A 23752-nucleotide genomic window follows, 5' to 3' on the forward strand; every position below is an offset into this window, starting at 1 on the left:
GCCCCTTCCTCATGCGTCCCCCGCGGAAGCGAAGGCGCTGACGGACCCGCGGGACGGCTCCGGCGGTTCGTTGGGACTTCGAGGTAGTGTCGACGGGAACATGACGCCCACTCCCTCCAGCACGCCCCCTGCCCCCACCGCTGCGCCTCCGTGGACGCGAGGCAAAGCCGTGGTCGCGTCGGGGGTCCTCTTCGCCGTCTCCTGCGCGCTGCCCGCCGTCGTCGCGTACAACACCGGGACCCGAGAGCTGGAGTCGATGTGGGGCCTGTCCATGCTCACCGACGGCTGGATGGGCCCGGTCGCGAATCTGTGGGGATGGTTCGCCAATCCCCTGTTGCTGTTGAGCCTGCCGCTGCTCGCGAAGGGCCGCTACCGGTGGGCCTTCTGGTTGGGAATCGCGGCGGTCATCGTCGGGCTGTCCACCTTCTCCTGGTACACGAACCCCATCCCCGTGAACGAAGGCGGGAGCCGCAGCCGCCGACTCGAGCTGTCCTACCCCACCCTCGGCTTCTTCTGCTGGATGGGCAGCCTGGTGATGGTTCCCGCGAGCGCCGCCCTCCTCGCGAGGAAGGACGCGAAAGTGAAGGCCGCCGCCGCGTCCGTGGTCACCTGACCGGCTTTCGAGGGAAGCAGGTCACCACATGAGCAGCAGTTCGTGAACGCCGAGCAGGTTCTCATCCGGATGCCCTCCCCGGCGCGGATGCGCTGACCGCCCACGCTGACGTCCACCGTGGAGACGCGCTGCCGGGCGGCCTTGACGAGGCGCAGAAGCCAGTACAGCGCGAGGAACACAGAGGCCGCGTCCGAAGGACTCAGCCGTCCCGTCGCCACCTGCTCCGTGTGGAGTAGCACCATTCCTCACGGGGAGATTGGTTTGCGCGCAGTCATTGACTGCCATGGATTGCCCGCCCCAGCGAGCGCCAGATTCACGGGCCAACGCACTCCACGGTCCGGAGCGCCACGGAGCCGAGGCGGTGACGCCTCTCCGACCAACCCGTCACGCGCGAATGGGGGCTCACCTGCCCAGGCTCTCGACGTTGGCAGAAATCGTGGGCCCGGTGTCATTGTCTCCAACGCCGCGAGGTCGCATGGTGTCACCATGTCCACGCGCCCCTTGCGGCCCAAGGCCGCGCGCACCACCGCGCTGCCACCGAAGACCCGTCGGGTGGCCATGCTGGCCTACCCGGACGTCCAGATGCTGGACGTCATGGGGCCCCTGGAGGTCTTCTCGCGCGCGTCGCGCTGGCTCAAGGACAGCGGCCTGCGCGACGACCATGCCTACCAGGTCGAGATCATCGGGCTGAAGCGCGGAGCTTTCCCCGCGTCCTCGGGGCTGAGGCTGCACGCGGACCGTCGCTTCGACGAAGTGCGCCGCGGCATCGACACCCTGCTCATCGCGGGAGGACGGGGCGCGGAGCGCTACTGCGCGCATCCACCGCTCCTACGGTGGATCCGCCGGCAGGCGGGGTTCGTGCGACGGCTCGCTTCCATCTGCACCGGGACCTTCTTCCTCGCCGAAGCGGGGCTGCTCGAGGGCCGCCGCGCCACCACCCACTGGGCCTCGTGCGACGCGCTCGCCCGCAGGCACCCCGGCATCCAGGTGGAAGCCGACCGCATCTTCGTCCAGGACGGAGGGCTCTACACCTCCGCGGGCGTCACCGCGGGCATGGACCTGGCCCTCGCGCTCGTGGAGGAGGACCACGGCCGCGAGGCGGCGCTGGAGACGGCCCGGGCCCTGGTGATGTTCCTGCGCCGCCCCGGGGGCCAGGCCCAGTTCAGCGCGCAGCTCTCCGTGCAGCTCGCGAAGCAGGAGCCGCTGCGTGAGCTACAGGCGTACATCCAGGACCACCCGCGTGCGGACCTCTCGGTGCCCACCCTCGCCCGGCGCGTGGCGATGAGCCCGCGCAACTTCGCCCGGGTCTTCACGCGCGAGGTGGGGATGACCCCGGCGCGCTTCGTGACCTCCACCCGCGTGGAGACCGCGCGCCGTCTGCTCGAGGAGTCCTCGGAGGACCTTGAGACCGTGTGCGCGATGAGCGGGCTCGGCACTCCGGAGGCCATGCGCCGCGCCTTCCTTCACAAGGTGGGCATCCCACCCGGCCAGTACCGCGAGCGCTTCACCCGTCACGCCATTGCCGCAACCTCCTGAAATGGAGCCTCGAATGAAACCGAACCGTCGCTTCCACCGCGCTGCCCTCCTCCTGCTCGCCCTTCTCCTGAACGCAGGCGCGGCCTCCGCCGTGGAGCCCGCGAAGCACTACGTCTGCCCGCCCTGTGCGCAGCCCTGTGACGCGCAGGTGCACGACAAGCCGGGCACGTGCCCGCACTGCGGAATGAAGCTGGTCGAGCAGCAGAAGGCGACGGCGCCCGCCCTGCCGCGCAGGAAGGTCGCCATCCTCATCTACAACGGCGTGGAGATCATCGACTACACAGGCCCCTACGAGATGTTCGGCGGTGCGAGCTACGACGTGTTCACCGTCGCAGAGACGCTCGCGCCGGTGACCACCGCGATGGGGATGACCGTCGTCCCCAAGCATGCGTTCGCCGATGCCCCCCAGGCCGACATCGTCGTGGTGCCCGGAGGCGGGGTGACCGAGGCGCAGCACAGCAAGCCGACGCTCACGTGGGTGAAGCAGCAGAGCACCCGCGTGCAGCAACTGATGTCCGTCTGCAACGGCGCCTTCATCCTGGCGAATGCGGGCCTGCTCGACGGGCTGAACGCGACGACCACCTACATCAACCTCGAGAAGCTCCAGGCCGCCTTCCCGAAGGTCAAGGTCGTGGACGACCAGCGCGTCGTGGACAACGGGCGCATCATCACCACCGCGGGGCTCGCCGCGGGCATCGACGGAGCGTTGCATGTGATTGCCAAGCTGGATGGCCAGGGGCTCGCGCAGCAGGTGGCGCTCGCGGGCGAGTATGACTGGCGTCCCCGAGCGAGCTTCGTGCGCGCAGCGCTCGCCGACCGGCTCATCCCCAAGATCGACCTGAGCGCGCTCGGCGACTGGGACATGGCGAACACCGAGGGGAGCACTGACCGCTGGGAGCAGGTCATCACGGGACGCTCCACCCTCGACGCAGCGAGGTTGATGGCGCAACTGGACCAGGGGCTCGTGGCAGGAAAGTGGATGCGCCTCGCGCCTGCCCCCGCGAGCGCGGCCTCGCCGCTGCGCAGCGATTGGCGCTTCAACGGGCGCAAGGGCGAGCCCTGGACCGGCGTGCTGACGATTCACCCGCAGCCGGGCGCCGCGGGCCAGTACACGGTGAAGCTGCTCATCGCGCGCGCAAGGTAGGCGCTCGACCGAGGACGCGGGGATGTTCCCCGCGCCGCGGGCCGCCGCATCGTCATTCGCCTGTCGCGGGCCGCTCGAACCCGAGCACCGCAGGCAGCACATACCGCCCGAACATCTCCAGCGGCAGCGCCGAACCCGCGCCGTTGTAGTGGCTGGCCGTGAAGGCCGCGGTGAGGCCCAGCGAGGGCGCGACGAAGACGTACTGGCCCCCGTTCCCCCGCGCGAAGGTCACCTCCACCGGCGTGCCCTGGATGACGAAGCGGGTGCTCCACCAGAGCAGGCCGTAGCCCGCGTCACCGAGCGGCCCCAGCGGCTCGACGGACTCGGACACCCACGCCTCGGAAACGAGGCGTTCGCCTTGCCAGGCCCCACCGTCGAGGATGACTTGCCCCAGCTTGAGGAAGTCGCGCGGACGCAGGTGCAGGTGCCCGCCTGTGTCCGTGCCCTTCCGGCCCGCGGGCTTCCAGGTGAAGTCCTGGACCTTCATCGGCGCGAACAACCACTCGCGGGAGAGGTCCGTGATGGATTGGCCGCTGACGTGCTCCAAGACCGCACCCAGCAGCACCACGCCGCCCGTGCAGTAGCGCGTCACCATGCCCGGCTCATCGCGCATGGGAACATCCACGATGAAGCGGGCCCAGTCGCGGGTGTCATACATCCGCTCTTCGTTCCCGGGAGAACCCCCGTCCCAGTCGTCACACGAAAGCCCGGAGCGCATCTGGAGCAGGTGCCGCAGGGTGATGCGCTCCTTGCGCGGCTCCGCGTTCCGGACCGGAGCCAGGTGCGGCAGGAGCGACAGCACGGGCGCATCCAGGTCCGGCAGCAATCCTCGCTCATGCGCCATGCCCACCAGCAGTGACGTGACGCTCTTGGTGGCGGACCGCAGGTCGTGCGCGTCCCCTCGCTTGAAGCCATTCCAGTACCGCTCGTAGAGAAGCCTTCCGTCCCGTGCGACGAGCACGGCGTCTGGCAACGCCATGGTGCCCTGCTCCACGTCGCGCTCAAGCGCGTCGAACCAGGGGCGCTGGACACCCGCGTCCTCGAAGGAGGCCACGGCCCAGCCATCGTCGAGCAAATCCGGAGGTGAGCCCGGGCCCGTGGGCAACCGATTCCCTCCACACCCCGCCAGACACAGCCACAACAACACCACTCGATAAAACATACTGAACCGCCATCGAACCGGCCCTGGAAGCTCGGCACCCTATACCGATGCGACGAGCGGGGCGAGACGACGCTGCCGCACTGCGCGGCATGCTCACAGGAACGGGGACTCGGTGTTCCGGAGGGCCACGAGGCGCACGGCCCATTCCGCATGGCCCGACGGCGCCTTCCGCTCCGCCTCCAGCCGCTTCGCACAGTCAGCGTCCCCCCGGGCTCGCTGGACACGTCTCCGCCAGACTGATTCAGGACGATGGCAACCAAGCTCGACGTCACGCGCCTGTCGGCCGTCGCTGGCGCTTCGGCGTTGGCCGCTTCTCCGCCCACGTCAGGAGTTCATCGAGCGCCGGGCAAAGCGACTGCCCCCACTCGGTCAGGTGGTACTCGACCTTGGGCGGTACCTGCGCGTGAACGATGCGCGCGACGATGCCGTCTTGCTCGAGCTGCCGAAGCTGCTGGATGAGCATCTTCTGCGAGACGGATGGAATCAGACGCTCCAGCTCGGAGAATCGGAGCAGCTTCCCACCGAACAGGTGGAAGAGGATGACCAGCTTCCAGCGGCCCTCCAGCATCTGGATGGCCTCCTCGATGCCGCTGGCCGCCGTCGCTGGCGTATGGTGGTCATGCTTACCCAAAAGTATGTACCCCACTTTTCTGTGTGTTCTTGCGGGGCAAAACCGTACTCACTACATGGTGGGCATGCAAACAACGCCCACCCCGCTCCCCGGACTGCCCGCGCCCATCGCGGGCTACTTCGAACACCAGACAACCAGCCCCGCTGCCGTGGCGCGGTGTTTCACAGACGACGCCCTCGTCGTGGATGAGCGCCAGGCGCATCGCGGACGCGCCGCCATCGAAGTGTGGAACGCAGCCACGAGCAGCACGTACAAGCTCTCGACGGAGCTGCTCGCGGCGGAGGTCGACGGACCTCGCACCACGGTGCGAGCGAAGGTGACGGGCAGCTTCCCAGGCAGCCCCATTGAACTCCGCTTCCGCTTCACCCTCACGGAGGGACTCATCACCCGGCTGGAGATTGCACCATGAGTTTCGATCTCGACCTGAATCACCGCCGCGCGCTCGTCACAGGAGGCACGAAGGGGGTCGGCGCCGCGGTCGTCACGGCCCTCGTCGAGGCCGGCGTCAAGGTTGTCACAACTGCACGCACCGTCCCCAGCGACACGCCTGGCGTGCACTACGTCGCAGCCGACGTCACGACCGTTGAAGGCTGCGCGCAGGTGGCGCGCGACGCGCTCGCGCATCTCGGCGGCATCGACATTCTCGTGCATGTGCTCGGCGGCTCGACGGCCCCCGGAGGTGGCTTCGCCGCACTCGACGAAGACGCGTGGCAAAAGGAACTCAACCTGAACCTGATGCCCGCGGTTCGGCTCGACCGAGCGCTCGTGCCGTCGATGCTGGCGCAACGCACGGGCGTCATCGTGCACGTCACGTCCATCCAGCGCGAGTTGCCCCTGCCAGAATCAACGACGGCGTATGCCGCGGCCAAGGCGGCGCTGTCGACCTACAGCAAGGCTTTGTCAAAAGAGGTTGCGCCCAAGGGCGTGCGAGTCGTCCGCGTCTCGCCCGGCTGGGTGGAAACAGAAGCCTCGGTGCACCTGGCCGAGCGCATCGCCAAGCAGGCTGGCACCGACTACGAAGGTGGCAAACAGCTCATCATGAATTCGCTGGGCGGCATCCCGCTCGGCCGCCCCGCCAAGCCTCGCGAAGTCGCCGACCTCATCGCGTTCGTCGTGTCTCCGAGGGCGGGCTCCATCACTGGCACGGAGTACGTCATCGATGGCGGCACAGTGCCAACGGTGTGAGGGCAGCGCCCACGGGGACTTCAATTTAATCAGATTTTACTGTATTCAGCCCTCTTGGGGTCGCCGGTCCACGGCGAACAAGCAGTACGGTACCTGAGGGGGTACACACATGAAGCCGATGTCCTCGAGCCCTTGGCTGGGATTGGCCATGGGGCTGGTCCTGGGACTGTGGTCGAGTCCGGGCGTGGCGCAGTTGGCGCCCACCGGTGGCCACTATGGAGGTCGCGCCTCCGACACGGGCACCTCGCCCGGTGCGGTCAACGCCTCCGGCGGCTACTCCGCCTCCATTCCGCTGGAGTTGCCAACCTCACGAGGCGGACTGCCCGTGCCCATCTCCATCAACTCCGGCACGCGGGGCGTGGGCGCGGTGGGCCTGGGCTGGGACATCCCGCTCTCCTACATCCGCCGGGACATGACGTTCGCCCACCGCAAGCCACAGGTGGGCAGCAGCACCAACATCGCCCCCGCCGGGCGTGAGCAGGTCACCCTCTTCCTCCAGGGCCAGGTGATGGACCTGGTGCCCCGGCAGGTGTCCGCGGGGTCGCCGCAAGCCGTGCACTGGGTGCCGCGCTACAACGCACCCGACCTCCTCCTCCAGGAACAGGGCGGCACCTGGGTGATGCACGACGGCGACGGGCGGACCTGGACCTTCACCGCGATGAGCGGGCTCGAGGGGACGAACCTCTGGCTGCTGACGTCCATCACCGGCCCGGACAACACCGCCGTCAACCTCACCTACGACATCTCCCACACGCCCGTTCCTGGTGGGAGCCTGGGGTTGACCATCGACCTGCGGCAGCTCCTCTACAACAAGCACCCGTCCGCCCCCTGCTTCAAGAACGAGGTCACCCTCCACTACGGCCCCCTGGGGCCCCCCTTGTCGCTGTCCCTCTTGGGCGACCACGTGCTGACGCGCGCGAGGACCCTGAACACCCTGGACGTCTCCAGCCGCGCCACCTGCGCCAGCGCCACCGAGACGCTGCGCACCTATGCCTTCACGTATGGGATTGACGCGGACACACAGCAGCCCCGCCTGAGCTCCGTGACGATGCGGGGACGCCAGGGCACGCCGGAGCAGGCCATCCCGCTGCCCATCGCGTCGTACACCTATGGCAGCGCCACCACGGGCGGCCGGCTCACCTACGCGAAGACGGCCTCCATCCCCATGCCCACCAGCGCGGATGCCACCCGGCTCTCCAGCACGGGGCGCGATGACACCTTCAGCCCGCCTGGCTCGGAAATCGGAGCCACCACCCGGCAGAGCCTCACCGACGTCACGGGAGATGGCCTGCCCGACCTCGTCAACACCCAGGGCGGCAAGCTCTGGGTCTCCCTCAACCGACCCAACGCCACGGGCGCCACCACCCTGGGCACCCTCAACGCCCAACTCCAGGACAGCACCTTCACCTCCGGCCCCTTCGAAAGCCGCGCCGCCACCGCGGTGCGGTTCCCCAACGACATCGGCACCACCAGCAAGGACCGCGTGTGGCGCCAGGCCATGGACGTCAACGGCGACGGCCGCATCGACCTGGTCGACGCCGCGGAGACCCCGGGCCGGTGGGTCATCTACCTCAACACGCCGGGCACGGGCCCCTCGGGCGTGAAGTGGGTGCGCCGCTCATACTCCACCGCGGCGGTGAGCACCCTGCTCACCCACCTGGGACACACCCTGCCCGGCGGCCGGCTGCCCCTGTCCAGCCGCTTCAGTGGCCGCGACCGCACGGTGCGCCAGTGCTGGAGGTGGAATGACCAGACGCTCCAGTGGTCCCCCCACACGGGCTCCTCCTGCGGTCCGGTCCCTCTGGGCACGGTGATGTCCGCGGACCCCGAGAAGACGTTCACCGAGTGGGAGGTGACGGACATCAACGGGGACGGCTTCCCGGACCTCGTCCTCAACTCCTCGCCCGTGGAGACCGTGGTGCCCGTGCCGGAATACGCGGGCAGCTTCGGCGGCCAGGTCGTCTACGGCGACGTCGCCTTCAGGGTGCGCCCTCGTGACGACAGCGGAAACGAGGTGCTGGCCGTCTACAACCTCCGGGGCCTGTTCATCGACGAAGGGACCGACCCCTTCTCCTCCCCCGTCACCCTCAAGAAGAGCGCCTGCGGCGTCGCACTGTGGGCCACGAACAACGACTCGCAGCGGGTGCTCTGCGACCTGAAGGACGTCAACGGCGATGGCCTGCTCGACAGGGTGGAGGGCGCCACGGTGACGCTGGGCACCGGCAGCGGTTTCTCCAGTGCCACGCTGACCCTGCCCGCTCCGGGCTACCTCTCCGTCCAGGAGAATGCCCAGGCGCGAACCTGTCGCGAGCCGAACCCGGCGCCTCCGTCCACCACCCCCTACGCGTCTCGGATGAGCACCGGGCTCCGCGACCTGACTGGCGACGGCATCCCGGACTACGTCTCGAATGCCACCGCGCCCTGGACCGTGGCGGTGGGCACCGGCGTGGGCTTCGCCCCCCCTGTCTCCATCGAGGTGGCGGGCTCCAGCTTCACGCTCTCCAGCCAGACGGAGCGCTGCGACGGGTTGACGTCCCTCACCGTGGGAGGGCTGTACGACCTCAACGGCGACGGCAAACCGGAGGTGGTGCGACTCAACGGCGCGCAGTTGGACGTCTACGAGCTCTCCGGCGGGACGCGCCCCGGAAAGCCCGAGGCCGGGCGCATCATCCAGGTGGACAACGGCTACGGCGCGCTCACCACCGTGGGCTACCGCTCCGCCAAGGAGGACGGCACCACGAAGCACCAGGTGCCCTTCCCGGAGATTGTCGTCGCCTCCGTGATGACGGTGGGCAGCCAGGGACTGGGCGGCACGCTGGCGGAGACGCGCTACGCCTACGGCGGCGCCGAGCTCGTCTACGACTCCTCGCTCCACGCCTTCACCCTGCCCGGCTACCAGCGCTCGGTGGCCATGAGCACCGTCACCGTCCACGGCAAGAGCGAGGGCCACGCCACCATCACCGACACGTACCCGCTGCCCGCCTTCGACAACACGTCCAAGCCCGTGCGCTTCGCGCGATACCTCCAGTCGGGCCGGGTGCGCGACGTCACCACCGTCACCAGCCCGGGCGTGGACCCCTGGGCGCTCCTGGCCACCGACCTCACCACTTATGCCCGCCGCCTGAAGGCGACGCGCACGGAGTGGGGGACCAAGCTCTTCGAGGAGCTCGCGCCCACCGGCACCACCAACACGACCCTGGACTGCGTGGAGATGGCCTTCCCGCACGACTTCGCGGCCTCGTTCCTCCAGTCCGCCGGGTCCAATTCCGCCTATGACACCTGCCGCGCGCGGGGCTTCCAGTACACGCGCCGCATCGACGCCTGGCGCGGCACCCCGCCGCCGTCCACCGCCCACGTGGCCACGCGCTCGGAGGTGACGTCCGTGGACGACCTGGGCCGGGTCCTCAACGTCAAGCACGCCAATGACATCCACCGCGCGGACGACGACCTCTGTGAAGAGACGCTGTACGCCACTCCCACGGGCACGGGCATGGTCGCCCGGGTGCTGCTGGCACCCATGAGCCGGCGCGTCTGGACGTGCGACAAGGCGCCCTTCGTGACCTATGCCTCGGAGTCCTGGACGTATGACGGGCTGGCGGCGGGCAGCGTCTCCGTGGGCCGCGCCACCACGCACCGCAGGGATCGGCGTGACGCCTCGGGCACGGTCCTCGGGACGGTGCTCGAGTTCACCGCCGGCTACGACTCCGCCGGAAACCTCGCCTCCGTCCACCGCGTGCGCCAGGACGGCGCCGCGCGCACCGTGAAGCTCTTCTATGACGACTTCGGCATGGGGCTGACGGAGCTGCGCGTGGAATCCCCCGGCCTGCCGACGCTCTCCACCACCTATGAGCGCGATCCGCTCACCTCCGAGACGATGGCCGTGACGGACCCCAACCAGACGCGCCACGACGTCGAGGTGGACGGCTACGGGCGCCCGGTGCGCGACCTGATGACGATTCCGGGCGAGCCGCAAGGCGTGCTGTCCACCCGGGCCTACCTGGGCTTCACCGGCGAGGACCCGCTGGGCCGCCGCGTGGTGGAGAAGCACCTGAGCGACCCCGTCAAACCGGGCCTGGAGGTCGAAGTCGCCGGCAGCGTGCAGACCACGTTCCTGGATGAGCTGGCGCGTCCGCGCCGCACCGAATCCCCGCTGGGCAGCGACTACGGCACCGAGGTGATGATTTCCGGCGCGCGGACCTACGATGGCCTGGGGCGCGTGGTGTTCGAGGCGGACCCCTACCCCGCCTCCCAGAACGCGAGCACCGCCTACGGCACCAGCTACTTCTTCAACCAGGACGGCACCCCGTCGTGCTCCATCCGGGGCAACGGCCCCCAGGCCTACACCACCGTCCCGGACGCCGCCACCGAGCGCCTCCCCCACTGCTACTCGCGCACCTTCGCGAACCACCAGGAGCAGGTGAGCTTCCGCGACGCGGACTCCTACTCCACCACGTCCCCCCATCTGAACGTGGTGCGCACCGCCACCATGACGGGCGCGGGTCGCCTGCTGTCGCGCACCACGACTCAGTCCGGCACCCCGCTGGAGCACGCCACCTTCACCTTCGACAAGCTGGGGCACATGACGGGCATGACCCGCTTCCAGGACCCGGTGAACCTCACCGGGCCGGTGACGTGGTCGTGGACCTACGACTCCTTCGGCCAGCAGCTCACGTGGCAGGAGCCCGACACCTCCGTCAGGACGTTGAACTACAGCACCTGGGGTGAGCTGACGGAGGTCGCCTGGACCGAGTCCGTGGTGTCTCCCTCGGGCCCGCGCAGCCGGGTGACGCGGTACGACGCGCTGGGCCGGGTCACCCACACCGAGGACCGCATCCTGGGGGTGGCGGTGCCGGACACCGTCTACGACTACTTCCACGACGTCGGCACCAGTCCCACGCCGCTCGTCACCCCGACGAACGTGTTGGGCCGGCTGGCGCGCACGCAGTCCTCGCTGGGCCAGGTCTTCTACAGCTACGACGCCCTCGGCCGTCCGAACGCGTATGTCTACACGGACGCAGCGGGCACGCCCTACGTGGAGCGGACCACCCTGCGCGCCGACGGCGCATTGGACACGCTCACGCGCTACCTGCCGGACACCGACTACGCCGAGGAGAAGGTCTGGTACGCCTACGACACGGCCCAGCGCCTCACGTACGTCAAATACGAGGACGCCAAGAACAGCAAGGAGCTCTACCTCGCCACGTCCATCAATGCCTTCGGCCAGGTCCTCGGGGCCATCCACGGGGGCGTGGCGGAGTTCGTGGGCGACTACGCCAACAAGGGCCGCCGGCTGTCGCGCGGCACGACGGTCGCCACCAGCCTCGGCTCCCGCGCGCACCACATCACCCAGCGCGACCTGACAGGCCGGGAGCAGGGACGCACGGAGGTCATCAACGGCACCCCGAACGAAGTGAGGACGACGCTCACCTACGACGCGCTGGGCCGGCTCGCGACCTCCAAGGCGCGGCTGCCGAACACCACGCCCCTGACGGACTGGAGCTACACCTACGACGCCCTGGGCAACCTGCTCACGCAGACCGACGCGCTGGGCACCGCTGACGCCGCGATGAGCTACGCCACCGGGGACCGGGACCGGCTCTGCCGCGTCGGCTATGGCAACGGGGGCCTGGGCGGCACCGCGTGCAACGTCACCCATGACAGCCTTGGCAACATCCACCGCCAGCCCACGCGCACGGGGATACGGCGGCTCGACTATTTCCCTTCGGGCAACGTGCGCACCGTCACCGACACGAACGTGTCGGCCCACTTCCGCTACGGAGCCCTGAACGTGCTGCGGGAGCTGGACCTGCGCACGCCCGACAAGGACGCCCGGCGCACCTGGGGGTTCGGCGACCTGCTGGAGCTCAAGGAGCAGGCCGTCAACGGCACGCCCACCCAAGTCCTCACGCGCCACATCCCCGGGCCCGGTGGCGTCATCGCCACCCGCCGCGGACCGAAGGAAGATTGGGTCTTCCCCTTCGGGGAGCTCCGCGGCGCGCGCTACACCGTGGACGCCAAGGGGAGGTTCCTCCAGGACGTGGAGTACGCGCCCTTCGGTGAGGCGAAGTCCAGCGGCTCCCAGGGGTATCCAGGAACGAGGAACTACTCCAGCGACCAATGGAACAGCGGCGAGTCGCTGGAGGGGCTGGGCCTGGTCCACCTGGGCGCGCGCCTCTATGACCCCGCCATCGGCCGGTTCCTCAGCCGCGACCCGCTCGTCATCCCGCGCACCGCGGCCACCACGAACCCCTACGGGTTCGCGATGAACGACCCGGTGAACAGGTCGGATCCCTCAGGCCTGGACTCGGGGTGCCTCGGCGGCGAATGCCAGGGACCCGGGGGCGGCTTCCCCGGCCAGCCCGGCGGCGGGGGCGGCCCCAGCGCCATCAACGACCCGAGCCTGTACTTCCCGAACACGGGCGCCTCCGGCGGCTCCGCGACCCCCGCGGCGTCCATCCGCGCCGTCTCCTCCGTCGCGTCCTTCACCCAGGCGCCCACGGGCCCCCAGACGCAGGCCGGGGGATTCCTGAAGGTGTCCACCCAGCTCGTCACGGGCATCTGGATGGGCTCCTCGTTCGACTTCGACTCGCTCGCGGCGCGCGGGTTCACGGTCGCGCAGGTGGCGGACCAGCTCAGCAACTCGACGGAGGGCGCCGTGCAGGTCTCCGCCATGGAGAACGCGAACTACGACCGCTGGTCGAGCTTCTGGCAGGGGTTCGGCGATTCCATCATCTTCTGGTGCCCGGGCTGCACGCAGCAGATGCGCAAGTCCTGGAACATCACCTCCGGCGGCGACAGCTACTACTACGCGGTGGGCTCCCTCACCGGCATCGTCGGGATGATCGTCGCCCCGCAGCCGACCTCCATCGTCGGGCCGCCCAAGGCCGACATCGTCGCGGATTTCAACCAGTACATGCGCATCAAGGGCGCCGACAAGGTCAACCCGTTGAACTGCCCGTCGAACTGCAGGCAAACGGCGGCCGCGGTCGACCACACCGTCGCGGGAAACCCAACCATCGCGGGCTGGTCCAAGTCGGGGTCGCTCACGGTCCTCGAGGCGGAGTTTGGCAGCGCCTTCGAAAGCATCGCGGGGAGAAAGGCCATCCAGCAGCAGTTGGAGAGCTGGGGCAGGGGCAGTCGCGGAATCGTGGTCGGGAGGTTCAAGGGCACCGAGGGAGAAGGGCATGCCTTCAATGTCATCAACTTCCAGGGCAGGGCCTTCTTCTTCGACGGCCGGACTCCTTTTCGAATGGATATGGGTTGGAAGCGCTTCGACTACTTCTTTCTGATGCGAACGAATTGAGCGCGGGGAGCCGCCCGGGTTTCGTGACCGGGCGGCTCTGTCTGCCCTTCTCGCGGCCATTACATCAGGGGGCGGTCACCGGGCAGGGCCACCAGGAGGGCGGCGCGCCCCGGTCATCCCAGGTGCCGTCCCAGTAGTCACGCAACGTATACGCCACCGTGTTCGCGGTGGAGCAGAAGCGCTCCGGATGCGGATTCACATACAGCACCTGCTCGAGGCGCGACACGGAATACACATACGTGCCGCAGCGCTGGGTGCTCCCCGGCGGAGGCGGGCCCTGGGTCGAGGCGCGCACCGTGTCCATGAGCGCCGGGAAGTTGGGCTGCGAACAAGCGAGTTCCTGGAGGAAGCCGCGCGACTCCAGGATGATGTTCAGGTCCACCTTGCGCGTCGTCAGGAAGCACTCCTCGGAGGTCTCCGTGTAGCGCACCGTCAGCACGGAGTACCCCTGGGGAATCTCCGGGCAGTTCGGGAACATCTTGTTGAAGATCGGGTGGAGCGCGCCCTCGCGATACATGATGCTGGAGTTCTCCGTCGCGTCTTCGGCGTAGCCCTCCTGAAACCCGACGACGATGTCCGTGCTGGAAATGTCCTCGTTCGAGACCCGGTCGAACTTCTTGTTGCCGTTGCCATCCACGTAGGCCAGCACCTGGGCGACACCCAGCCAGGAGCCCTCCTCCCCCATCAGGGCCCCAGGCTCCGGCAGGCGACGGAGGGGCATGCTGAAGGTGTTGGGGAAGCGGCCATTCACCTGGACCTCCACGCCAGGGTGGTGGAACGACGACTTGGGACTCAGCCGCTGGCAATTGGCGAGGCCTCCCGGGGACGTTCCCGCGAGGAGGCAGTCCACGACGACCTTGGGCCAGGTGGTCCAGAGGAGCGCGGCTCGCAGCCGGTCGGCATTGCCCTGCTCGAATGAAGCGGTATGTTGGAGCGTGCCCTCGAGCGTGAGCATGGGCTCGTCCTCGGCTTCATCCCCCAGGACCCCGCCACACCCCGCCAGCGCCAACGTCAGCAGTCCCCACTTCCAGAAACCACGTCCCATCGTCGTCATGTCGGCTCTCCTCTCGGTCCACGGGAGCAATCCCATGTCACGTGACAGGCATCAGCCGGGAGACACGCACGCCTCGCTTCGGAAGCGCGCGGGCCGCTTGGTCGATGCGAGCAAGGAGACGCGCGACCCGCGCGCCGTGGGACACGCCTTCAGACGTCACAGTCCCCAGGTGCAACCCAACATCAACTGTGGTGCGAATTGCGTCCTGAGCTTTTCGTCCTCGCGCATCAACGCGACATGGCCGCCCAGCCGGGCGAAGAGGCCCGTGCTCGCGCTCACCGGCACCTCGGCGGAGAGCGTGGCGAGGAGGGCGGCTCCGGCGCCCGTGCGTGTCCGCGACGCGGGCAAACCCAGCTCGCGGCGCCGCTCCGCATCCGGGCTCGTCGCGCGCTGGGCCAGCCCCAACACGCCAACGCCCGCGTGGGCGCCCATCCAGACGCGCCCCACCGAGCCTGCCAGGCCCAGGCCACTCCACAGCCCCAGCTCCACTTGCGAAAGCTTCTGCGCGGGCGTGGCGCCCCGGGTGGCGCCCAACGTGAGGCCCCCGAGGAAGGACACCCCCAATCCTCCGGTGCCCTCGCGCACGAGCAGCACGCCCACTTGCGGTCCCCAGCCCCCCAGTTGTGTCGAGGAGCGCCCCGCTCCCAGCGCTGCTTGAAGGCGCCAGGTGCTGGCCTCCAGGAGCGCGCCCTTCTGCTGGTGCAGGGCCAACGTGCGCACCTCCAGCGACTCGGGCTTCAAGCGCTGCGTCTCGCCCCAGGGCAGGTACACCTTGCCATAGAGAACCTGGGAGCCGCGCCGCACCTGCACGCGGTAGCGTCCCGAGGGGAGCGCGACGCTCACCGGGTCCTCGGCCCGAGGCGCCACCTCCGCCATCACCTGTAGCGTGCGCTCGTCCACGAGCACCACGCTGTCTCCCACCGCGGCGGGGAGCTCGAGCCGCGCATGGGACCGCGAAAGCGTGGTGAGGAACAGGTCCCCTTCTCCCGCGAGCTGACTGGACAGCTCCGGGTGCTGCACCGCCGCCGTGGAGGCATGCGAGCCCGCGAGCGTGCGGTGATAGACGTGGGCATACGCCTCCGTGAGCGAGACGCGGCCATCACCGTCCACATCCGCCGCGCCCCGCAGGCCCGAAATCAGGTGGTGCGTGAAGAACGAGCTCCGGAGGCTGTCCGACTCCTGCGCCACCTCGTGCGCCCCCGCGGAGGCGATGAACACGCGGCCCTCTGGCCCCACCTGCCGGAGGAACGAGACATCGAAGGCGGGCGCGGACTTGAACCCCTTGGACCGGCCACGCACGAGCGCGCCGCTGTGACAGGCATCCAGCATGGCGACGGTGACGGTGGCCGGGACTTCGGCCAGCAGCCGCCGCAGCTCCGCCAGCGGGAGTGCCTCGCCCCCCACGCGCAGCGAGGCCTCGTCTCCGTGCCCCGAGAAGAAGAAGAACAGCAACGTGCGCTCTCCGGCGCGCCGGGCCTCCTCGATGCGGCCTCGCATCCGCGCCAGGCCCAGCCGGAGATTCGAAACCGACTCGCCGCGCAGGAGCAGGCGGCGGTCCTCGGGCACGCCGCCAAGCTGGCCGAAGACCGCGTCCATGCGCTCGGCATCCTGCTGGGCCCAGCGCAGGGGCTCATCCGAGTCCAGGCCCAGGTTGTGTCCCACGCTGATGGAGAAACGGCTCTCCGCGCTCGCGACCGAGACGGAGAGCAGGACGAGCAGCGCGCCGAGCACGCGCGCGTCTCGAGCGCTCACGGCAGCTCCTTGGGCAGCGCACGCAAGGCATGGCGGGTGCCGGGCAGCGGCGTGAGTGTCGGTGGGAAGTCCCCCTCCCGCGCCGCCTGCTCCAGCCAGCGTTGGATGGCCTCGGGCGAAGGTGCCTCGCCGGCGTCGTCCGCGAGCACCATCACCAGCGCCTCCTGCTCGGGCGCATCGTCCAGCTCCAGACTCCCGGGCAACACCCACCGCCCCGGCCCCAGGGTCAGCGCCCCGCCCGTGGAGGGAAAACCCTGGAGTGGCGTGACGCGGCCGCGCTCACTCAGCGCCAGTACGTAGAGCACGCCGCCCTTCGCGTCCTCCACCTCCACACGGACGCGGTCGCCGGAGCGCAGCACCACGCCAGGTCCCTGCTCGAAGACGACCTCGCCTCGCTTGACGAGCACCCGCGCGGTGAGGCCACCGCGCACACGCACCGTCTCCACCGTCTCGAACGTGATGAACCGTGGCAGCACCACCGCGAGCACCACGCCCAACAGCAGCACGGGCTGGCTCCAACGCCAGAGCCCGCGCCAGCGGCTCGGAGGGGGAGTCTCCAGCCGCGCCCGCAGCGGACCGAAGGGACGCACCAGGGTGAATGCGGCCTTCTCGGCGCGTCGCTCGCGGAGGTACGCCGCCAGCGCGGGCGAAACACGGACCGCCTCCTCTACGCGCTCGGCTTCTTCCGCGGAGAGGTCGTCGCACAGGTAGCGCTCCAACAGAAGGTCCGGCACGCCCGGGAAGCGAGGAATGGAGGAGGGGCTCATGCGGAGGCCGTTCCCTTTCGCGGCGCGGGACGGGGGGCGACGTCCAGGAGCCGCCGCGCGGTGTCGAAGAAGGTCTGCAACTTGCGCTGCACCGTCTTGCGGGAGACGTCGAGCAGCGTGGCGATCTGCTCCTGCTCCAGCTCATCGATGAAGCGGTGGGCCACGACGCGCTGGACGTCCTCCGGGCAATGAGCGAGGACGCGCCTCACCAGGTCCGCCTCCACCAGCAACCGCTCCAGCGCGGCCTCTGGGGAAGCGCTGGCCTCCGGAGGCGGCGCCAGTCGCGTCAGCGCGAAGGTGGCCTCGGTGCGCCGACGGCGCAGCACCGAGAAGCACTGTCGGTCCGTCACGGTGAGCAGCCATGACAGCGGTGAGCCCGCGGCGCGAAGCGGCTTCAGATTCGCGTGGACGCGCAGGAACACCTCCTGCGTCGAATCCCAGGCCAGCGCCTCGTCGCCGAGCAGCCGCAGACAACGCCGATGCACGGCCTCGCCGTAGCGACGGTAGTAGCCCTCGGTCTGCTCGACCTCGCTCTCCGGCTTGCTCACGGACGGACCTCACCCCTGGGTCGATACCCGCCCCATCGCCAGTCTCGCCCGGTACGGGCGACGGGGGAGGCTCGCTCCCCGAAGCGAGACGCATGACCCTCATTCCGTGGGACATTTCCCGGGCCCTTTACTCAAGGCTTGACGGGAAGCCGTCGAAGCGTTCCCGGCATCCGAGCAGGCCAGGGGCACCAGCCTGAGGGCTACCTTCCGGGCACATACCGCATCGCCACCGCCCCCGAGCCGAACTGCAGCCGGCGCACCTGCGTGTAGGGCTCATCGCATCTTGAGCACCACCCGGAAACGGGCGTGGTTGCCCATCATTCGCTCGAAGGCCTCGCCAGCGCGCGCCAGGGGAAACACCTCGTTCTGCGAGCGCACCCCCGTGAGCACGCTGAAGTCCAGGGTGTCCTGCGAGTCCTGGGGAATGCCGCTGGGCCACCCCTGGATGCGCTGACGCTTCATGATGAGCTGCAGGCTGGTGACGGGAATCGGCTCCGTACCCGCGCCCAGCAAGAGCAGAACGCCGTCGCGACCCAGGCCGCCAATCATGGCCGCCGCCAGGCTGCTGCTCGACGCGGTCATCATGATGACGCGCGCCCCACCCAGCGCTTGGAGCGCCTTGCCCACGTCGCCCTTCTCCGTGTCGATGTACTCATGGGCGCCCAACTCCTCCGCCAGCTTCCGCTTGTCTGCCCCACGCGAAATGGCCACGGTGCGGTAGCCCAGCTTGCGCGCGAACTGAATGGCCAGATGCCCCAGGCCGCCAATGCCTTGCACCGCGACCAGCGAGCCCGGCTTCGCGCCCATGTTCCGCAGCGAGTTGAACGTCGTCACGCCCGCGCACAAGAGCGGCGCGGCGTCCTCGGACTTCATCCCGTCCGGGACGCGGGCCAGGGCCTCCTGGGGCGCGAGCATGTACTCGGCGTAGCCCCCGTCGTAGCTGATGCCGCAGATCTGCTGGAAGTCGCAGGTCACGAAGTCACCCACGCGGCACGCGGGGCACTGGCCGCAGTGGCCCCCGTGCCAACCCACGCCCACGTGCTGGCCCGCCTTCCACGCCGTCACCCCGGGCCCCGCCTTGTCGATGCGGCCCACCACTTCATGGCCGGGCACCCGCGGGTACTGCACGGGCATCCACCCCTCCTTCGTAATCGCATCACTGTGGCAGACGCCGCACGCGTCCACCGCGATGAGCACCTGTCCAGGGCCAGGCTCGGGGACGTCGCGCTCCACGACTTCGAGAGGGCCCTTCGCCTGCTTCACCTGCACCGCTTTCATCTTCCTGGCCATCGTGCATTCCCCCGTGGGTGTGACGAACGCGGGTGAATATGGGCAGGCCCCGAAGTGAAGACGACAGGGCAACCCGCGTTGAGGAGGCGGCCGTACGGGCGGCTGCCTCCATGTCGGTGCCAGGATTCCGCGAGCCAGGTCTCTTCTATGCGCCCGCCGCGAGCGCGTCGGCGAGGCGGGGGAACTTGGGCTTGAAGCCGAGGTCTTCCCGGATGCGGCGGCCATCCAGGAGCGCGTCGAAAGCGCGGGCGAACTCAGCGTTCGAGCCATCAGGCGGCTGCGCGCCCACCGACGCGAAGAGCGTGGCGAGGTCGGGAGCCTCGTCGTCGACGACGTTGTAGATGCGATGCGCGGGCGAAGGTGCCTCGAGCAGACGCGTGACGGCCTGAGCGACGTCGGCGTGGTGGCCAATCGACATGCGGTGGGCCGCCGGAAAGCCTCGCATCATCGGGACCACCTCTGGGATGTGAGGGTCGCCGTCGCCGTACACGAACGGCAGGCGAAGCACGCGCACGTCGAGGTCTTCGACGCCAAGGAGGAAGCGCTCGGCGGCAAGCTTGCTCACCGGATATGCCGCCGTCGGCGCGCAGGGGGCATCCTCGCTGGCGAGGCGGCCACCATTCGAGCCGTAGACCAAGCCGGTGCTCGTGAAGATGAAGCGTTTCACGGAAGCAGCACGCGCGGCGCTCGCGAGGTGCTGCGTGCCGACGTCATTGACCGCGTGCGCTTGCTCGGGGGTCGCGCCGCGGAAGAATGCGGCGCAGTGGACCACGGCATCGACGCCGCGCACCGCGGACGAAAGCGAGTCCACATCGAGCAGATCGCCCTGGGCGAGCTCGACCCGGGCTTCGTCGAGGGCGGTAGCCCGAGTCAGGTCGCGCACGAGGGCACGTATTTGATGGCCACTTTCGGCGAGTCGCCTGGTGAGTCGGCTTCCCACTTTTCCGGTCGCTCCGGTGACAAGGATTTTCATGTGCGGACCGTAACCATCCGTGACGTGTCGAAGATTGGAGAAAACGGACACGTGTGCACCGGCGCTTGCGCCACCGCCGCGCGCGCGCCAAAGTCAGCTCATGCATTCGGGTCCCGTTCACCACAGGCACATTGCGCCGAGCGCATCGGTCGCGTCCGCCGTGGCCGCGCTGTTCGTGGACGAGCGCGACCACGACCTGCCCGGCGTTTTGATTCCGCGCCCGGAAGTCCATCTCGTCGTTCGGTTCGGGCCGTCGGCACGACGGGGGCTGGACGCACACGCCTTCGGTGGAAGGCAGCGGGTGCATCGAAAGCTCATTCGCAGCGGGCAACGGACCGTGACGGCACGCCTTCACCTGGGTTCGCATGAGGCGGTGCTCGGCGTGCCGGTCTCCGAGATTGCCGGGGGCCCCGTCGCGCTCGGGGAGCTGTGGGGCGATGCCGCGACCCAGCGGCTCTTCGATCGACTCGGCGACACCCGCGACACGGCCGATGCGGCTGCAATCCTGGAGAGCGCGATCGCTGAGCGCCTCGCACTCGCGGACGGACGCCGCTCCCCCGCGCAACTCGCCCTCGTCGCAGCGGCGAGGCTGACGAGCGCCCATGTGAACGCCGTCGCTGTCGACATCGGCGTGAGCGAGCGCCATCTCCGTCGCGTGTTCCGGGAAACCATCGGAGTGAGCCCAAAGGCCTTCGCCAGGCTTGCCCGCTTCCATCACGCGCTACGCGCCGCGACGGAGGACGAACACGCCCCCTGGGCGAGCATCGCCGCCGAAGCCGGCTACTACGACCAGGCGCATCTGATCTCCGAGTTCCGCGCGTTCACCGGAATGACGCCGCAGGGATTTCTCGGCGAGCTCCGCGCGGCGCCGCTGCTCGGCTGACGCCGGGCTCGCCAGCCCCTCCGCGCCGGGGCCTCCCATCCGGCGCCCAAGCCCGAGGCCATGTCTCTGGATGACGACGAGGCGCCCATCCCGCGCGGCCGTTGAGTTATAGCGGCCGCATGACGTCCTCTCCTCCCCCGCCCCCGGGTGCGGTCGCCTTCGTGGACCGCTGGCGCGAGCTGTTCGATGCATGTGACTGGTCCGGTCTGCGGGCACACGAGCATCCCGACTTTCCCGAGGACGGCCCTCCCCGTCAGAACGACAGCTTCATCCGAGGACTCGGAACGAACGGTTTTCAGGTCAAGAGCGCGACGCTGAAGCCCTTCGTGCAGCCCCGGTGGTCCATCTTCCGCACGCAGCGACTGCACCCGCAGCCGACGTATTGGTGTGACCTGGTGCTGAAAGACGCGAAGGGCCACGAGACCGAGGCCTTCATCGCCCTGGCGCCCTGGGAGGGCACCGAGGGGACCTTCCGCGCCTCGTACTACGTCCAGCTTCCCCCGAAGAAGAAGATTGCCCCGCTGGACCTGGGCAAGGAGCGCCAGCGCGTCGCGAAGTTCCTCGCCAAGGCCGTGAAGGACTTCGCCCGGGTCCAGGATGAACGGCCGCTCCAGTGGCTGGAGCTCCAGTACTCCACCGACAACGGGACGCTGAACGTGAGCTTCGACCTCGACCCGGCGGCCGAGCCGGGACGAGGCAACGCGATGACCCATTTCGGCTTCGCGGAGCTCCTCGTCCCACGCTGGGCCGACGTGAAGGAGCACAGGCCGTCCCTGGTGAGCTTCGATGGCGCGAAACTCGCGGCCCGCGAGGATGGAACCTGGGGCACGCCCGAGGCGCACGCGCGCCTCGAGGAGCACTTGGGGAAGATGCTCGTCGCGACGCTGCTCGACATGCGGGACAGCGGCCAGTTCATGGCCCTGCGCGCCTCGCCCACCGCGGAGCTGGGGGTCGAGGAGTACGAAGGCCACTTCGGCTGGCCCGACTACGAGGAGCGCGGGCGAGAGAACAGGATTGCGTCGTCCCCATAGCGCCGCGCATGGAGACACGGCGTGGCCCAGGCGGGCTGGGCCACGCCCCCTTCCATGCGTCGAATTCACGGAGGCGCCAACGTCACCTTCCGCCAGGCGGCAGCCCGCTTGGAACACGTTCCGGGACCGTTCGGTCGAAGGTGCCGTCGGAGAGTGCCTCGAAGAATGCGCGCAGGTCGTCCCCACCTCCGAGCGGTGGCTCGACGTCCCCTTCGAGGAGCGGGTCGGTGACTTCAAGGTTGTGATAGAAGTCGATCGACGCATCGAGCGTCTTCACGGAACCGTTGTGCATATACGGCGCGGTGAGCGTAATCATGCGCAACGTTGGCGTCCGGAACTCCCTCGTTCCCGGTCCGAGGTCCGGCTCGTCGGACACAACCGGCAGTCGGTGCAGCTTGAAGTCCGACAGCATCGGCCCCGAATGGCAGCGCGCGCAGCCTTGCGCGACAAAGCCATGCATGCCACGAATCTGGGCGGGGGTCATCGCCTTGTCATCACCCGCCAGATAGCGATCGAACGAGGTGGGGGTCGGAACCAGCGTTCGCTCGAATGCTGCAATCGCCTTGGCGAGCGTCGTGTCGCTGATGCCTTGATTGCCGAACGCCGCGTCGAACAGCTCGACGTACTCCGGAATCTCCGAGAGTCGCCTCACGAGTTCGTCGAGGATTTTGTCTTCGGCGAAAGCCGAGCCCCGCATCTCAAGCGCGTTCTTGAGCGGTCCGAGTGCCTGCGATTCGAGCGAAACCGTCCGGTGATCCCAGAACATCGGCGCCGCTTCGGGCGCGACCATTCCTTCCGTGGTCAGTCCGTTGAAGGCGGTGAAGAGCACCGACAGCGAATTGCGGCCAACGCGCGCGCCGGGCCCTTCAGCGCGGGCTGGCCCTACACCCCGACCGCCCACGCCGACCGAAACAGCGAGCCCGTCGCTGTATCCAAAATCAGGATGGTGACAGGTCGCGCATGCGACGTCGCGATTGCCCGAGAGAATCGGGTCCCAGAACAAGGCCCTCCCGAGCTCGACAGCCTCCGGGCGGGTCGGATTGTCGGCGGGGGCGGGGACGAGAGTTGGGAGCGAAGAGAGCGTCTCGTTCTGCGCGGGCGTCAAGGTGCAGCCGACGAGCAGCGCGGCGAACAACGCAGGTCGAAACGTCATAGCTTCACCCCGAGCCATGCGGTCGCATACCCTCGATTGGGGAGGGACTCCGAGCCGGTGTAGACCTTGTAGAACGATGCTGGCAGGACGATGTGGTCCCAGCCCACGCCGACATCCAGACGGTGACTGATTCGAACTCCAATGGCGATGTCGGCGGTCAGCTCCGCGCCGAAATCGGTGGCGCTCACCGTTCGTTGGGGCAACACGAGACTGACGCGCTCGACGTGCCCCGTCGCTCCACCCCCGAGCTGAAGCCATGGGGACACCGGTGAGTTCGGCCATGGCGAGGCACGAATTCCTCCGCCGACCTTCGTGAGATATCGCTGCGCGCCATCGAAGAAGACCGCGCCGACCTCTCCCTGGGCGACCAGTTGGAAATGGCGTCCGAGTTGCCATCCCACCGTGACGCCCACGAGCGGTCCGGGGATTTCGTAGATCAGGAACATCGGGAAGACGACCCCGCCACGCAACGTCACCTCGGGGGAGCGCTTCCCATCATCGGTGGGTCCAGGCGCTGCGTGCGCGCGACCGGCCCCCAAGAGGACCATTCCCACCGTGACGGCCACGAGGAACCCACCAAGCTTCGTCTTGTACGCAAACGCCATGAGCCATGGGCTCTCATGCGGCGCGGCGCATGGCCATCCATCTCCGACCAACCGTTCTCCGCTTCGAACGAGCGGGGGGCGCGTTCGGACGAACCGTCGGCCGTGCCACCCCGCGGTTCGCC

Annotated in this window: 18 protein-coding genes; 8 read left to right on the plus strand and 10 right to left on the minus strand. The window is 68.8% G+C overall.

Annotated elements, in window-relative coordinates:
- Positions 1–100: 100 nt before the first annotated feature.
- The 3 genes from A176_RS25090 (at position 101) to A176_RS25100 (ending at position 3293) form a co-directional block, all read left to right on the plus strand.
- Positions 101–613, plus strand: coding sequence for a hypothetical protein (locus A176_RS25090; RefSeq protein WP_144429610.1), 513 nt, complete (start codon positions 101–103; stop codon positions 611–613).
- Positions 614–1099: 486 nt separating this feature from the next.
- A complete protein-coding gene (locus A176_RS25095; RefSeq protein WP_002633055.1) occupies positions 1100–2149 on the plus strand; it encodes a GlxA family transcriptional regulator in 1050 nt (349 codons plus the stop codon).
- A 13-nt stretch (positions 2150–2162) separates the two neighbouring features.
- On the plus strand, positions 2163–3293 hold the full coding sequence (locus A176_RS25100) for a DJ-1/PfpI family protein (protein WP_021781593.1): 1131 nt from the start codon (positions 2163–2165) through the stop codon (positions 3291–3293).
- 52 nt (positions 3294–3345) lie between these two features.
- Here the strand turns inward: A176_RS25100 and A176_RS25105 are convergent, their stop codons facing one another.
- On the minus strand, positions 3346–4455 hold the full coding sequence (locus A176_RS25105) for a serine hydrolase domain-containing protein (RefSeq protein WP_044890985.1): 1110 nt from the start codon (positions 4453–4455) through the stop codon (positions 3346–3348).
- A 268-nt stretch (positions 4456–4723) separates the two neighbouring features.
- On the minus strand, positions 4724–5086 hold the full coding sequence (locus A176_RS25110) for a winged helix-turn-helix transcriptional regulator (protein WP_021781592.1): 363 nt from the start codon (positions 5084–5086) through the stop codon (positions 4724–4726).
- 64 nt (positions 5087–5150) lie between these two features.
- Here A176_RS25110 and A176_RS25115 point away from each other — a divergent pair, with 64 nt between their 5' ends.
- From A176_RS25115 to A176_RS25125, 3 genes are all read left to right on the plus strand, one after another.
- Positions 5151–5495 carry a nuclear transport factor 2 family protein gene (locus A176_RS25115; RefSeq protein WP_044891002.1) on the plus strand — a complete coding sequence of 115 codons (345 nt, stop codon included), beginning with the start codon at positions 5151–5153 and terminating at the stop codon, positions 5493–5495.
- Positions 5492–6271 (plus strand): SDR family oxidoreductase, encoded by a 780-nt coding sequence (locus tag A176_RS25120; protein WP_002633061.1) that lies wholly within the window; start codon positions 5492–5494, stop codon positions 6269–6271. Before A176_RS25115 ends, A176_RS25120 begins: the two co-directional genes overlap by 4 nt.
- A gap of 109 nt (positions 6272–6380) precedes the next feature.
- Positions 6381–13574 carry an RHS repeat-associated core domain-containing protein gene (locus tag A176_RS25125; protein ID WP_002633062.1) on the plus strand — a complete coding sequence of 2398 codons (7194 nt, stop codon included), beginning with the start codon at positions 6381–6383 and terminating at the stop codon, positions 13572–13574.
- A 64-nt stretch (positions 13575–13638) separates the two neighbouring features.
- Here the strand turns inward: A176_RS25125 and A176_RS25130 are convergent, their stop codons facing one another.
- The 6 genes from A176_RS25130 to A176_RS25155 all read right to left on the minus strand — a co-directional run bounded on the left by A176_RS25130 (position 13639) and on the right by A176_RS25155 (position 19958).
- Positions 13639–14628: a hypothetical protein gene (locus A176_RS25130; protein ID WP_002633063.1), complete on the minus strand. Its 990-nt coding sequence runs from the start codon at positions 14626–14628 to the stop codon at positions 13639–13641.
- Positions 14629–14784: 156 nt separating this feature from the next.
- Positions 14785–16380 (minus strand): caspase family protein, encoded by a 1596-nt coding sequence (locus A176_RS25135; RefSeq protein ID WP_002633064.1) that lies wholly within the window; start codon positions 16378–16380, stop codon positions 14785–14787.
- A complete protein-coding gene (locus A176_RS25140; RefSeq protein ID WP_002633065.1) occupies positions 16377–17147 on the minus strand; it encodes a hypothetical protein in 771 nt (256 codons plus the stop codon). The genes A176_RS25135 and A176_RS25140 overlap by 4 nt, the downstream gene beginning before the upstream one ends.
- Entirely contained in the window at positions 17144–17695 is a 552-nt protein-coding gene (locus A176_RS25145) for an RNA polymerase sigma factor (protein WP_002633066.1), read from the minus strand. Before A176_RS25145 ends, A176_RS25140 begins: the two co-directional genes overlap by 4 nt.
- Before the next feature lie 273 nt (positions 17696–17968).
- Entirely contained in the window at positions 17969–18985 is a 1017-nt protein-coding gene (locus A176_RS25150; protein ID WP_002633067.1) for an alcohol dehydrogenase, read from the minus strand.
- A 145-nt stretch (positions 18986–19130) separates the two neighbouring features.
- A complete protein-coding gene (locus A176_RS25155) occupies positions 19131–19958 on the minus strand; it encodes an NAD-dependent epimerase/dehydratase family protein (RefSeq protein ID WP_044890982.1) in 828 nt (275 codons plus the stop codon).
- 160 nt (positions 19959–20118) lie between these two features.
- On the opposite strand from A176_RS25155, the gene A176_RS25160 reads away from it, so the two are divergent.
- Positions 20119–20841: a helix-turn-helix domain-containing protein gene (locus A176_RS25160; protein ID WP_021781589.1), complete on the plus strand. Its 723-nt coding sequence runs from the start codon at positions 20119–20121 to the stop codon at positions 20839–20841.
- Positions 20842–20960: 119 nt separating this feature from the next.
- Entirely contained in the window at positions 20961–21872 is a 912-nt protein-coding gene (locus A176_RS25165; protein ID WP_002633070.1) for a hypothetical protein, read from the plus strand.
- Positions 21873–21954: 82 nt separating this feature from the next.
- Here A176_RS25165 and A176_RS25170 read toward each other — a convergent pair whose 3' ends face one another.
- Both A176_RS25170 and A176_RS39140 read right to left on the minus strand, forming a co-directional pair.
- Positions 21955–23025, minus strand: a complete 1071-nt coding sequence (locus A176_RS25170; protein ID WP_002633071.1) for a cytochrome-c peroxidase — start codon at positions 23023–23025, stop codon at positions 21955–21957.
- A complete protein-coding gene (locus tag A176_RS39140; protein WP_158513106.1) occupies positions 23022–23471 on the minus strand; it encodes a hypothetical protein in 450 nt (149 codons plus the stop codon). The genes A176_RS25170 and A176_RS39140 overlap by 4 nt, the downstream gene beginning before the upstream one ends.
- Positions 23472–23752: the final 281 nt, after the last annotated feature.

Source organism: Myxococcus hansupus (assembly GCF_000280925.3).
GTDB lineage: Bacteria > Myxococcota > Myxococcia > Myxococcales > Myxococcaceae > Myxococcus > Myxococcus hansupus.